General features: G+C 76.0%; 11 protein-coding genes. 7 read left to right on the top strand and 4 right to left on the bottom strand.

What is annotated here, in order from left to right; genetic code table 11:
* Window positions 1-116 precede the first annotated feature (116 nt).
* From trpB to D5H75_RS19775, 3 genes are read left to right on the top strand one after another with little or no spacing between them, the layout of a single operon-like run.
* On the top strand, window positions 117-1,313 hold the full coding sequence (gene trpB, locus D5H75_RS19765) for a tryptophan synthase subunit beta (protein WP_119928148.1): 1,197 nt from the start codon (window positions 117-119) through the stop codon (window positions 1,311-1,313).
* Window positions 1,310-2,095, top strand: a complete 786-nt coding sequence (gene trpA / locus D5H75_RS19770; protein WP_242454374.1) for a tryptophan synthase subunit alpha — start codon at window positions 1,310-1,312, stop codon at window positions 2,093-2,095. The genes trpB and trpA overlap by 4 nt, the downstream gene beginning before the upstream one ends.
* Window positions 2,096-2,104: 9 nt before the next feature.
* Window positions 2,105-2,860, top strand: a complete 756-nt coding sequence (locus D5H75_RS19775) for a GntR family transcriptional regulator (RefSeq protein ID WP_119927980.1) — start codon at window positions 2,105-2,107, stop codon at window positions 2,858-2,860.
* A gap of 32 nt (window positions 2,861-2,892) precedes the next feature.
* Here the strand turns inward: D5H75_RS19775 and D5H75_RS19780 are convergent, their stop codons facing one another.
* The 3 genes from D5H75_RS19780 to secA2 form a co-directional block, all read right to left on the bottom strand.
* Window positions 2,893-3,834, bottom strand: a complete 942-nt coding sequence (locus tag D5H75_RS19780) for a cation diffusion facilitator family transporter (protein WP_119927981.1) — start codon at window positions 3,832-3,834, stop codon at window positions 2,893-2,895.
* A complete protein-coding gene (locus D5H75_RS19785) occupies window positions 3,831-4,259 on the bottom strand; it encodes an ArsR/SmtB family transcription factor (RefSeq protein ID WP_119927982.1) in 429 nt (142 codons plus the stop codon). Before D5H75_RS19785 ends, D5H75_RS19780 begins: the two co-directional genes overlap by 4 nt.
* 286 nt (window positions 4,260-4,545) lie before the next feature.
* Window positions 4,546-6,810 (bottom strand): accessory Sec system translocase SecA2, encoded by a 2,265-nt coding sequence (secA2, locus tag D5H75_RS19790; RefSeq protein ID WP_119928150.1) that lies wholly within the window; start codon window positions 6,808-6,810, stop codon window positions 4,546-4,548.
* 312 nt (window positions 6,811-7,122) lie between these two features.
* Between secA2 and D5H75_RS19795 the strand changes: the two genes are divergently transcribed.
* The 4 genes from D5H75_RS19795 to D5H75_RS19810 all read left to right on the top strand — a co-directional run bounded on the left by D5H75_RS19795 (window position 7,123) and on the right by D5H75_RS19810 (window position 9,737).
* Window positions 7,123-7,938 carry a carbon-nitrogen hydrolase family protein gene (locus D5H75_RS19795; RefSeq protein ID WP_119927983.1) on the top strand — a complete coding sequence of 272 codons (816 nt, stop codon included), beginning with the start codon at window positions 7,123-7,125 and terminating at the stop codon, window positions 7,936-7,938.
* A gap of 247 nt (window positions 7,939-8,185) precedes the next feature.
* Window positions 8,186-8,725, top strand: coding sequence for a hypothetical protein (locus D5H75_RS19800; protein WP_202638323.1), 540 nt, complete (start codon window positions 8,186-8,188; stop codon window positions 8,723-8,725).
* On the top strand, window positions 8,722-9,144 hold the full coding sequence (locus D5H75_RS19805) for a hypothetical protein (protein WP_119927984.1): 423 nt from the start codon (window positions 8,722-8,724) through the stop codon (window positions 9,142-9,144). Before D5H75_RS19800 ends, D5H75_RS19805 begins: the two co-directional genes overlap by 4 nt.
* A 245-nt stretch (window positions 9,145-9,389) precedes the next feature.
* On the top strand, window positions 9,390-9,737 hold the full coding sequence (locus D5H75_RS19810; protein ID WP_119927985.1) for a DoxX family protein: 348 nt from the start codon (window positions 9,390-9,392) through the stop codon (window positions 9,735-9,737).
* Between the two features lie 105 nt (window positions 9,738-9,842).
* Here D5H75_RS19810 and D5H75_RS41750 read toward each other — a convergent pair whose 3' ends face one another.
* Window positions 9,843-12,710: an AAA family ATPase gene (locus D5H75_RS41750; protein ID WP_202638324.1), complete on the bottom strand. Its 2,868-nt coding sequence runs from the start codon at window positions 12,708-12,710 to the stop codon at window positions 9,843-9,845.
* Window positions 12,711-12,765: the final 55 nt, after the last annotated feature.

Here is a 12,765-nt window from a genome sequence, read left to right on the forward strand (position 1 = left end):
GCGCGGAATCGCGAGATCACGGCGGCTCTCCCCCGCGAACCCCTGGCGCCCAGGGGTGTTTGCCGCCCATACTGTTCTAGAACTCTTCGCCTAGTTATAGAACGGATGATCACATGATGGGAGACGTGGCGACGCGGGCGGCGGCACCGCGCGCGATGGGGGTTCCCGGCGAGCGGGGGAGGTTCGGGGACCACGGCGGGCGGTACGTGCCGGAGTCGCTGGTGGAGGCGTGCCGGGAGGTGGAGGAGGCGTTCCGCGAGGCGTGGGCGGACCCCGGCTTCCGGGGCGAGCTCGCGACGCTCCTCGCCGTGCACGCGGGCCGGCCCACCCCGCTGACCCCGGCGTGGCGGCTGTCGGCGGAGCTGGGCGTCACCCTGCTGCTCAAGCGGGAGGACCTGGCCCACACCGGCTCCCACAAGATCAACAATGTGCTGGGGCAGGCGCTGCTGGCCGCGCGGATGGGCCGGACCCGGCTGATCGCGGAGACCGGCGCGGGGCAGCACGGCGTGGCCACGGCGACCGCCGCCGCCCTGCTGGGGCTGGAGGCGACCGTGTTCATGGGCGAGCGCGACGTCGAACGGCAGGCGCTGAACGTGTTCCGGATGCGCATGCTCGGCGCCGAGGTGGTGCCCGTGCGCGCCGGGACCCGCACGCTCAAGGACGCCACCAGCGAGGCCATGCGCCACTGGGTCGGCGTGGCCGGCTCGGCGCACTACTGCGTCGGCTCGGTCATCGGCCCCAGCCCGTACCCCTACATGGTCCGCGAGTTCCAGCGGGTCATCGGCGACGAGGCGCGCCGCCAGTGCGCGGCGGCGCTGCCCTCCGCCGTGCCCGACCACGTCGTGGCGTGCGTCGGCGGCGGCTCCAACGCGGCGGGCACCTTCGCGGGCTTCGCCGACACCCCGGCCCGGCTGTGGGGCGTGGAGGCGGAGGGCGGCGCGGGGGCGGCGCTCGGGCGGCCCGGCGTGCTGCACGGGTTCCGCTCCCTGTTCCTCCAGGACGACGACGGGCAGATCAGGGAGGCCCATTCCATCGCGGCCGGCCTCGACTACCCCGGGGTCGGGCCCGAGCACGCGCACCTGCGCGACCTCGGCCGGGCCCGCTACGTCACCGTGGACGACGGGGAGGTGACCGCGGCCGCCGTACGGCTGGCGCGCGCGGAGGGCATCGTCCCGGCGCTGGAGTCGGCCCACGCGGTCGCCTGGGTGATCCGCGCGGCCGGGTCCGGGGAGCTGCCCGCGGGCTCGACCGTGCTGCTCACGCTGTCCGGCCGGGGCGACAAGGACGTCGCGACGCTGATGGAGGTGCTGTGAACGCCCTCGAAACCCGCCTGCGGGCCCGCCGCGACGCCGGGCGCAAACTGCTCATGCCGTACGTCACCGGGGGGATCACCCCGGACTGGACGGAGTACGCCCGGGCTTTCGCGGCGGCGGGCGCGGACGCGATCGAGATCGGCGTGCCGTTCTCCGACCCCACCCTCGACGGGGTCACCATCCAGGAGGCGTCGCACGCGGCGCTGACGCGGGGCGCGACCCCGCGCGGGGTCCTCGCCGGCCTCGCCGGCCTGGCGGACCTGGACGTGCCGCTGGTCGTCAGCACCTACTGCAACCTGGTGTTCCGCGACGGCCCCTGGGCGTTCTGCGCGGCGCTGCGGGAGGCGGGGGCGAGCGGGCTGATCGTGCCCGACCTGCCGGTGGACGAGGCGGACGAGGCGGCGGACGCCGCGGCCGGGGCGGGCGTGGACCTGGCCCTGCTCGCCTCGCCGGCCACGCCCGCCCCGCGCCTGGCCGAGATCTCGCGCCGCAGCCGCGGCTTCGTCTATGCCGTCTCGCTCATGGGCACCACCGGGACGCGGAGCGCTCTCGGCCCGGCCGCCACGGCGCTCGCCGGGCGGATCACCGGCCTGTCCGACCGCCCCGTGTTGTTAGGCTTTGGTATTTCCACGCCCGGCCAGGCGGTGGAGGCCGCGCGCCGCGCCGACGGCGTCGTCGTGGGCGCCGCGATCATGCGGCGGGTGCTCGCCGGGGCGCGGCCGGACGAGATCGGGGCCTTCCTGACGGCGATGCGGGAGGCCCTGGACGACCCAGGAGCGTGATGCAGCACGATGGCCCGCGACGCCGGACACGAGACGCGGTACCACGCCATCGCCGCGGACCTCGCCGAGAAGATCCGGGCGGGCCGTTACGCCCCCGGCGAGGCGCTGCCCTCCCAGCGGGAGCTGAGCGCCGCGTACGGCGTCACGCTGATGACGCTCCGCCAGGCCCTCCGGCTGCTGAGCGATGAGGGACTGATCGTGCAGCAGGCCGGGCGGGGCACGTTCGTGGCCCCGCCCCACCTGGCGTACCGGCTCGGCCCGCTGCGGAGCCTCGCCGACGACCTGGAGCGGCAGGGGCACCGGGTGCGCACCGTCGTGCTCGGGCGGGCCATGCGCCGCCTCCCGGCCCCGGTCGCCGCGCGCCTGCGCGCCGCCCCCGGCGAGACCGCGCTGCGGCTCGAACGCGTCCGCGAGTTCGCCGGCCGCCCCGCCGTACACCAGGTCTCCTGGGTGCGTCGGCCGGCCGCGGACCGGATCAAGGACCGCGACTTCGGCGCCGAGTCCCTCTACGCGGCGCTCGCGGACGCGGGCGTCGCCGCCGCGCGCGCCGCCGAGACGGTACGCCCGGGCCTGCTCGACGCCGCGGCCGCCCGCCACCTGGGGGAGCCCGAGGGCGCCCCGGTGTTCGTCAGCGAGCGCGTGACCTACACGCTCGACGGCGCCGCCGTGATCGCCGACCGGGCCACGATCCTCGGCAGCATGATGGAGATCCGCGCCGACCGGGCCGCCGGCGGCCTCTCCCTCACCTGGGGGGCCACCGGCTGACCCCGGCGGTCTCGCGTCGCCCGGGCCGGGCGCTAGCCCGCCGTCAGGCCGGCGCGGTGGCGGGGGCCGTGCGCCTCGGGGCAGTCCTGGCCGGCGTCCCCGTGGTCCACCTGGAGCGTGGTGTGGGCGATCTCGAACCGGTCGCGGAGGAGGGCGGCGAGCTCCTGCCGTACGGCGTGGCAGTCGCTGCCCGGCTCCACGATGACGTGGGCGGACAGGGCGGGGTAGCCGCTGGTGACCGTCCAGATGTGCAGGTCGTGGATCTCGACGACGGCGGGCTGGGCGGCCAGGGCCGAGCCGATCTCGTCGGGGTGCAGGCCGGGCGGGGCCGCCTCGAACAGGATGCGGCCGGAGTCGCGCAGCAGCGACCACGCGGCCTTGGCCATGAGCCCGGCGACCACCAGCGCGGCGATCGCGTCGGCCTGGGCGAACCCGGTCGCCCAGACAACGGCGCCGGCGATCGCGGTGGCGATGAAGCCGTACATGTCGTTGAGGATGTGCTGGAACGCGCCCTCGACGTTGAGGCTGGACCGGTTCGCCTTGGACACGAGCCAGGTGGCGGCCGCGTTGACGGCGATGCCGGTGATCGCGGTGACGAACACGACCGGCCCGCCGACCTCGGGCGGGTCGAGCAGGCGGTGGACCGCCTCGTAGACGAAGTACACCACCAGCAGCACGAACGTCAGCCCGTTGAGCGCGGCCGAGACGATCTCCGCGCGCCGCCAGCCGAAGGTGTACGCCCCGGCGGCCGGGCGCGCGGCCAGGCGCATCGCGATCAGCGCGAGCACGATCGCGGCGGCGTCGGTGAGCATGTGCCCGGCGTCGGAGATCAGCGCGATCGAGTTGACCGCGAAGCCGATCACGACCTCGACCGCCATGTAGGCGGTGAGCAGCGCCAGCGCCGCGACGAGGTACTTCTTGTCCGACGCGGCGCTCGCGCCGTGCCCGTGGCCGTGCCCGTGTCCCGCGCTCATCTGACCTCCCCCAGTACGGCGGCCGCCGGCTCCTCCCGGTGCGCGGCGTCCGCCCGCTCCGTCTCCCTCAGGTGCTCCCGGCTCAGGTCCAGCAGCAGGCGAACGTGGGCGTCGGCGAGCCGGTAGTAGATCATCCGCCCGTCGCGCCGGCTGGCCACGATGCCCGCCGTGCGCATCAGCCGCAGCGCGTGCGAGACCGCCGTGTCCGAGACGTCCACCGCCGCGGTGAGGTCGCAGACGCACAGTTCCCCGGCCTCCAGCAGCGCGTACAGCAGCCGGGCGCGTGTCTGGTCGCCCAGGAGCCGGAACAGGTCCGCCAGCCGCGCCGCCTCAGCGGGCGTGACGAGGCGGTCCTTGGTCGCCGCGACCTTGGCGGTGTCGGGGGCGAGGGTCGTGCAGGCGTCGAGACCGGTAACCGTTGTCATAACCGTAATCCTTGAACAGATGCTCAGGTGTCGCACAGAACATACCGGCAGGGGGTACCACCGCGCCAGTCCCGATCCGCGGAGATTTCCCCGGCCGTACGGCAGGCCCACGCGGACCCCGGGAACGGCGGCGCCCGCCGCACGGGCACGCGAAGCCGTACGGCGGGCGAGAACGCCGGGGGCGGGGCCGTCCGGAGAAGGGCGGCTGGAAAAGGGCGGCCGAGAAGGGCCGCCCGGCGATCGGTCAGAAGGGACCGGTCAGAAGGGACCGGTCAGGAGAGGTCGGTCAGGAGAGGACGCGGTTCTTCAGGCCGCGCAGGAGGCGGTCGGCCTCGGTGCCGAACGGGTTGTCCTGGACGAGGTAGGTCCAGGTGGCGGTGGGACGGCGGAGGCCGGCGTCGGCCAGGGCCGCGCCCTCGGCGGTGACCTCGACGGTCTCGAAGGTCTCGGCGGTGCGGGCGGTGGCCTCGGGGAGGAGTTCGGCGAAGGCGGCCACGGCGGCCTTGTGGAACTCGTCCAGCGGGTTCTGGCGGCCGAGGACGCGCAGGTGGATGCCCTCGCGCAGGTCGGCCAGGAACGCCAGGTGCTCGGCCCAGCAGCGGTCGAGGTGGAACAGCGCGACCTGCCGGGCGGCCCGGGCGACGGCCTCCTCGCCGACCGACGCGGTGAGCTCCTCGACGCGCGCCGGGCACCGCACGGTCATCTCGCGCAGGGCGGCGTCGCCGTGCAGGACGGCGTCGCGGTGTTCGAGCAGCACGCCGCGCTGGAGCTCGATGAGCTTGTTGTAGCGCCAGGTGTTGCGGTGGATCTCCAGGTTCGCGCCCTCGGCGACGCGCTGGGCGTGGTCCACGGTCCAGCGGGCGCGCTTGTCGGTGACCAGGCCGTCCTCGTCCGGGGTGAACGACATCCGGGCGGCGTCGGGGGCGTAGGAGGTGACCAGGGCGTCCTCCAGGCTGGTGAAGAACACCGAGGTGCCCGGGTCGCCCTGGCGCCCGGAGCGGCCCCGGAGCTGGTCGTCCAGGCGGCTGCTGGCGAAGCGGCCGGTGCCGATCACGTAGAGGCCGCCGAGCCTGGCGACCTCCTCGCCGCCGAGCTTGATGTCGGTGCCGCGCCCGGCCATCTGGGTGGACACGGTGATCGCGCCGTGCGCCCCGGCCTCGGCGACGACCTTGGCCTCCTCGGCGTCGTTCTTGGCGTTGAGCACGACGCACGACAGGCCCGAGGCGCGCAGCCGCATGGCCAGCCGCTCGGACTCGGCCACGTCGAGGGTGCCGACGAGGACCGGGCGGCCGGTGGCGTGGGCCTTGACGATCTCCGCGACGACGGCGTTCTCCTTGTCGCCCCGGGTGGCGTAGAGGCGGTCAGGCTCGTCGGCGCGGACGCAGGGCTTGTTGGGCGGGACGACGCCGACCTCCAGGCCGTAGAACTCGCGGAGCTGCTCGGCGACGGCGACGGCGGTGCCCGTCATCCCGGACTTGGTCGGATATTTGCTGATCAGGGCCTGGACGGTGATGGAGTCCAGGATCTCCCCGCTCTCGGTCTGGACCAGCGCCTCCTTGGCCTCCACGGCCGCCATGAGCCCGTCCGGCCAGCGCTGGAGCCGCGCCACGCGGCCGCGCGACTCGTTGACGAGCTGCACCTTCCCGTCGCGCACGATGTAGTCCACGTCGCGCTTGAGCAGCGCGTGCGCGTGCAGCGCCACGTTCACCGCGGAGATCACGCCGTTGTCGCCCCCGGCGTACAGATCGACCCCGCCGAGCGCCCGCTCCACGGCCGCGATCCCCTCCGAGGTCAGGTGGACGGCCCGGCCCTCGTCGTCGATCTCGTAGTCGCGCCGCGCCCGCAGCGACCGCACGATCTCGGCCAGCGCCGGATCGGCCGCCCCCACGCCCGCCGCGCCCGCGAGCACCAGCGGCACCCGCGCCTCGTCCACGAGCACCGAGTCGGCCTCGTCGATCACCACGACGTCGGGCTCGGGGACCACCCGCCGGTCCGCCTCGGTCCGCAGCCGGTCGCGCAGCACGTCGAACCCGATCTCGCTGACCGGCGCGTACGTCACGTCCCTGGAGTACGCCTGGCGGCGTTCCTCGGGCGAGGAGCCCTGCCCGACCCACCCCACGGAGACGTCCAGCAGCTCGAACAGCGGCCCCATCCACTCGGCGTCCCGCCGCGCGAGGTAGTCGTTCACGGACATCACGTGCACGCGCCGCCCGTTCAGCGCGTATCCGGCCGCGGCCATGGCCCCGGCGAGGGTCTTCCCCTCCCCGGTCGCCATCTCGACGACGCGCCCGTCCATCAGCCCGAGCATCCCGAGCAACTGCACGTCGTACGGCCGCAGGCCCAGCGCCCGCCGCGCCCCCTCGCGCATGAGGGCGCAGAACTCCCCGAGGTCGCCGCGCGAGCGGGCCTCGCGGGCCCGGGCCCCCAGGTCCGCGTCCGCCAGGTCCCGCACGGACGGCTCCAGCTCGTTCGCCCGCACCACGTGCACCCGCAGCGGCCCCAGGTCCACCGTGCCGGGCCGCTGCAGGAACCGCCGGATCCGCTCCCTGATGCTCACGCCGTACCTCCCGGGCTGATGGGCGGGCGGGACGACGCGGCACGGCGCAGCCGTACGGCGGACGCGCCATGAGCGGCGCCAAGAGTGGGGCGAAAAGCGGCCATATCCCCTTCAACGTGCCAGACCGGTCGCACGTGCCGAACGACCACCGTTGCCTGAAGCGTACTCAAGTGCGGGCGGGCTCCAGGCGGTTGCCGGACCCTCCCGCCCGCGCGCTCCCCGGCGGGGCGACGCCAGGCGCTCCCCGGCGGGGGCGATGCGAGGGGGCTCTCCCGGGGGGCCGGGGCGGGCGGGCAGACTTGGGGGGTGACGTCTTTCGCGCTCTGTCAGATCCCTGTCTCCTCCGACCCCCGGATCAACCTCGACCGGGCGGTGTCCGCGATCCGGAAGGCGGCGACCGGCGGCGCCGACGTGGCCGTGCTGCCCGAGGCGTCGCTCACGTGCTTCGGGCCCAAGCTCCGGGAGGCCGCCGAGCCCCTGGACGGCCCGTTCGTCACCGGCCTGGCCAACGCGGCCCGCATCCACGGCATCGGGGTCATCGCCGGGGTGTTCGAGCCCGCCCCCGACGGCCGCGTGTACAACACGGCGGTGGTGCTGGACGCCGCCGGGCGCGTCGCGGCGACGTACCGCAAGATCCACCTCTTCGACTCCTTCGGGCAGCGCGAGTCCGACGTGGTGGCCCCGGGCGACGCCGTACGGGTCGCCGAGCTGGCGGGCCTCCGCGTCGGCCTGGTCACCTGCTACGACATCCGCTTCCCCGAGCTGACGCGCGCCCTGGTCGAGGCCGGGGCCGAGGTCCTGGTCGTCATCGCCGCCTGGGGCTCCGGCGTCTTCAAGGAGGAGCACTGGACCACCCTGGTCCGCGCCCGCGCCATCGAGAACACCTGCTGGGTCGTCGCCGTGGACCAGTCCCCGGGGCCCGACAGCCCCTTCGGGGTGGGCCGCAGCATGCTCGTGGACCCGCTGGGCGTCGTGCGCGCCGACCTCGGCCCGCACCCCGGCGTCCACGTGGGCGAGATCGACCCCGAGGTCACCCGCGAGGTCCGCGCCCTGCTCCCCAGCCTCCAGCACCGCCGCCTCACCGGGCTCGGGCGGGAGACGCCCGTCTCCTTCCCCGGCTGAGCCCCCGGTCCCCCGGCCGTGCCCCGGCCGGGATCCGGCCCCGGCCACGGGTGAGGCCCGCGTGGGATCCCGGGCTTGTCCGGCGAACCCGTGGTCGTGATTTGTCCGCCCGTTACTGTGTCCGTAGGAGAAAGGAGACACCCATCAGGACCGCACCCCCCACGCTGCCCGGGGCCTTCCGCGCTCGTCCTCCCCAGCCCCCGACCACGCGCCGCGCCGCCGGCCGGGCGACCCCCAGGAGCCCGCGGTGACGGACGCGGGGGAGGCCAGGAGGGCCCGGGCGACCCTGATGCAGAAGGTCGTGCCGCCCCGGCTGCTGGTGCCGTACCTCGCCGGGGAGCGGACGGTGATCGCGGGATACGTGTACCGCGTGCAGGACTCGGAGCTGACGACTCCGTGGGAGCTGTTCCAGGGACTCGACCTGCACTTCGAGGGGTCGGAGCTCACCGCCGGGACGCCCGAGCTGTACGTCATGCGGTGGTACGCCAGGGACACCGACTCCTACCAGGTCCCGTACGGCGCGCACATGGGCGGTGACTGGAACGACGCGCAGCCGTTCGCGGGCAACGGGTTCACGACCTCGCGGGAGTACGTCGTGCCGCAGTTCCACACGCAGCACGTCCCGCTCCCCGCCGGGGCGCAGATCTACCGGGTGACGGCCGAGGGCGAGCGGCTGTTCGCCGTGTACGACGGGCTGACCTGGCAGCGGCCGGCGGCGGAGTCGCTGGAGGAGATCCTCGCGGACAGCGCCGAAGAGGCCGGGGCGCCCCAGGAAGCCGAGCGATGAACCCGCAGAACGGCTTCATAGCCCACTACCGGGGCCGGACCTACGCCGCGAACGTCGGGCCCGGCAGCGGCGACGTCGTGCTGTTCACCGGGGACGAGCCCACGGAGGAGGGGTTCGAGCGCGCCCACGGCTACTGGCGCAAGCGCGTCCCCCGCACGGACCTGTCCTGGCTGGTGCTCCTGCGCACCGTCGGGATCTTCGGCGGCGAGCCGTGCGTGGTCCTGGCCGAGGAGTCGGACGGGCTGCACATCGCCTACGCCGGGCACGACGGGCTGCGCGCGCGCAAGCTGGGGTACTGGCAGGTGGACCACGGGGCCCACGAGGTGGTCGTCGCCCCGGAGGAGGTCTACGCGATCCGGGTCGAGCGGCTGGACTTCCCCGCCGGGCCCGACTGGCACCCCCACTCCGCCCCCGCCTGAGACTCCCGCCCCGAGCCCCCCGCCTGAGGCTCCCGCCCGAGTCTCCAGCCGGAGCCCCTGGCCCGAGTCGCTCGCCCGAGCCCCTCGTCCGAGGCCCCCGGGTGAGGCCCCCGGGTGAGGCCCCCGGCTGAGGCCCGGCCCGGACCTGGGCCGTGGCCGGGCCGGGGCCGCCCGGGGCCGGGGCGGTCACCTTCCCGGAGCGCGCGGCGTCGATGTGGTGAGGACGTCGCGCACCGGGAGGACTCATGAACGCGACCCAGATGATCGTCATACTGGCCGCAGCCGTCGCCAACGTGGCCGCCGCCGCCGTGGACTTCGCGCGGGTGGCGTGGATACGCGGCAACATGGCGGCGTACGGGATCCCCGAGTCGTGGCTGTTCCCGCTGGGCGCGGCCAAGGCGGCGGGCGCGCTGGGGCTGCTGGCGGGCATCGCCCTGCGGCCGCTCGGGCTCGCCGCCGCGCTCGCGCTGGTGCTCTACTTCGCCGGGGCCGTGGCCGCCGTCCTGCGCGCCCGCGTCCACTCGCACCTGGTCTTCCCCGGGGCGTTCCTGCTGCTGTGCGCCGGCGCGCTGGCCGCCTTCGCCTCCGCGTGAGGCCCCGCTCCCCCGCCCGGTGCGGAGAGCCGGGCTCCAGGCCGTACGGCGGGGCGGGCTCCAGGCCGTACGGCCGGGCGTCGGGCCAGGTGGCGCGCCGGGGCGTCAGGCCGTGCGGCGGCCGGCGGGGAGGGCCGACAGGTCGAAGGCGGCCAGTTCGCGGCGCGAGGCGACGCCGAGCTTGGGATAGGCCTTGTAGAGGTGGTACTCGACGGTGCGGGGGCTGAGGAAGAGCCGCGCGGCGATCTCGCGGCTGCTCGCGCCCTCGGCGGCCATGCGGACGACCTGGAGCTCCTGCGGGGTCAGCCGGCCGAGGAGCTCGGCGGCGGCGGGGCGGGCCGGGGCGCCGCCGGTGACGCGCAGCTCGGCCTGGGCCCGGGCGGCCCAGGGGGCGGCGCCGAGGCGTTCGAAGACGCCGAGCGCGGAGCGCAGCGGCACGCGGGCGTCGGCGCGGCGGCGGGCGCGGCGCAGCCACTGGCCGTACAGCAGCTCGGTGCGCGCCCGCTCGAACGGCCGGGTCGCCCTCTCGTGCAGCCGTACGGCTCGCGCGTAGTGCTCCTCCTCGCCGGTCAGCAGGGCCAGGCAGCGCTCGGCCACGGCGAGGGCCCAGGGCAGGCCGCCGGCCTCGGCCCAGGCGCGGAAGCCGCGCAGCGGGCCCTCGGCCAGCTCGGGTCGGCCGGCCTGGACGGCGGCCTCGACGAGGTCCCCGGTGGAGGCCATCAGGACGCCCGCGTGCGCGCCCGGCCCGCGCGCGGACTCGATGAGGCGGCGCAGCGCCCGGTCGGGGCGTTCCAGGCCCAGGTCGAGCACGCTGAGCATGGTGTCGGCCGCGACCCTTCCGGTGCCCTTGGCACGGGCGGTCAGCGCCAGCACGCGTTCCTCGTCGCCCTCGATCGCGGCGATCCTGGCCAGGACGGTGTCGAGCTGCCCGGCGCGGTGCCGCAGCCCGGTGTCGCGGGCGATCGCGGCGGCCTCGGCGTCCCGGTGGAGCCCGGCGACCACCTGGGCCTGCGCGAGCGACTGCAGCGCCTGGGGCAGCGCGCCCACCAGCCCCGCCCGGCGGCGGTGCGCCACCTCGGCCGCGGCCGAGGACAGCGTCAGCTCGTCGTCACCGATGATCAGCCCGATCCGGGCGTCCCGCATCCGGTCCGTCCCGGGCACGCCCGTGGCGGCCCTGAGCAGCCGCACGCCGCCGGGGTAGTCGCCCTCGGTGAGCCGCGCGAGCCCCAGCGTCGCGTCGTCGGGCAGGCCGAGGGCGGTCAGCAGCCGGGCGGCCTCGCGCACCGTGTCCGCCGCTCCCGCGAACCAGCCGTATCCGGCCGCCGTGCGCGCCATGCCCGCCGCGACCTCGGGGAACCCCTCCGGCGCGGCGTCCAGCAGCACGCGCGCCGCGTCCGCCGGGTCGCCGCGCTCGAACTCCACCTCCGCGCTCACCCGGGCGAACCCGGCCCGCCGCACCGGGTCGGCGGTCAGCGCCCGCGCGTCGGCGGCCAGGCGGAGCGCGCGGTCCATCTCCCCCGCCGCCAGCGCGGCGTCCGCCGCCTCGCCCAGCCGTACGGCGCGCGCCTCCGCCGAGGGGGTGAGGCGGGCGGCCTGCTCGTAGAGGGTGGCCGAGGAGGCGCAGGCGGTCCTGGCGCGGGCCCGCGAGGCCGCCGCGGCGAGTTCGGCGGCCACGCCCTCGTCCGGCTCCATCGTGATCAGCGCCAGGTGGCGGGCGCGGGCGTCGGGGTCGGCCGCGGTCGCGGCGAGGGCGCGGTGGACGGCGATGCGGCGGGCCAGCGGCGCCGGGTGGTACGCGGCGGCGGCGATCAGCGGGTGCCGGAAGGCGATCCGGTCGCCGTCGAACCGCAGGAGCTGAGCGCGCTCGGCCGCCTCCAGCCCCGCGAGCCCGGCCCCGAGACGCCCGGCCGCGGCCAGGACGACGCGCAGGTCGCAGTGCCCGGCCGCGGCGGCGACCAGCAGCACGGTCCCGGCGGACTCCGGCAGCGCGGCGATCCGCGCCTGGAAGGCGGCCAGCACGCGGTCGGCGACCGGGAGCGGGCCCGCGTCCCGCGCGTGCGGCACGGCGAGGGCGAGCTCGCGCAGGGCCAGCGGGTTGCCCTCCGCCTCGGCGAGCACGCGCTCGCGCTGCGCGGGCGTGATGGCGTACTCCCCGAGCACCCGGCCCGCGTCCTCCTCCCCCAGCCGGTCCAGGCACAGCTCGGGCAGCCCGGGCACGGCGAACCCGCCCGGCCGCGCGGCGAACACCACCGCGACCCCGTCGGCCCCGAGCCGCCGGGCCGCGAACGCCAGCGCCTCCGCCGACGCCCGGTCCAGCCAGTGCGCGTCGTCCACCAGGCACAGGACGGGGCTCTCCTCGGCCAGTTCGGCGAGCAGGGTCAGCAGCCCGAGCCCGATCAGGAAGCGGTCCCGCTCTCCCGCCGTACGGCTCGCGCCCGCCCCGTCGGCTCCTGTGGTTCCGGTGGTTCCGGTGGTGCCGGTGGTGCCGGTGGTACCGGTGGTACCGGTGGTACCGGTGGTACCGGTGGTACCGGTGGTACCGGTGGTACCGGTGGTACCGGTGGTACCGGTGGCCTCGGCGGTTCCGGGCGCGTCCGGGTCCTCCGGAGAACCGGGCGCGCCGCCGTACGCCGGGGGGCCGGCTCCGGGCGGGACCGGGTGCCCGGGGAGGGGATCGGCGAAGACGGCGCGCAGGGCGGCGGCCTGCGGGGCGGGGAGGGCGCCGAGGCGGTCGTGGAGGGGCCACAGGAGCTGGACGAGCCCGGCGAAGGCGAGGTCGGCCTCGGGCTCGACCCCGGCGGCGCGCAGGACGCGGAAGCCGTGGCGCGTGGCGGCGCTCGCGGCGTGGTCGAGGAGCGCGGACTTGCCGATGCCCGCCTCGCCGCGCAGGACGAGGGCGCCGCTGCGGCCCTCGCGGGCCCCGTCGAGCAGCGCGTCGAGGGCGGCCAGCTCGGCGCTCCGGCCGTACAGCATCGCCGCCTCCTCCAGTAACGGAACCCCGAAATCTTACTGATTCAGGTGGCCTGTC

The organism is Bailinhaonella thermotolerans, from assembly GCF_003594875.1.
GTDB lineage: Bacteria > Actinomycetota > Actinomycetes > Streptosporangiales > Streptosporangiaceae > Bailinhaonella > Bailinhaonella thermotolerans.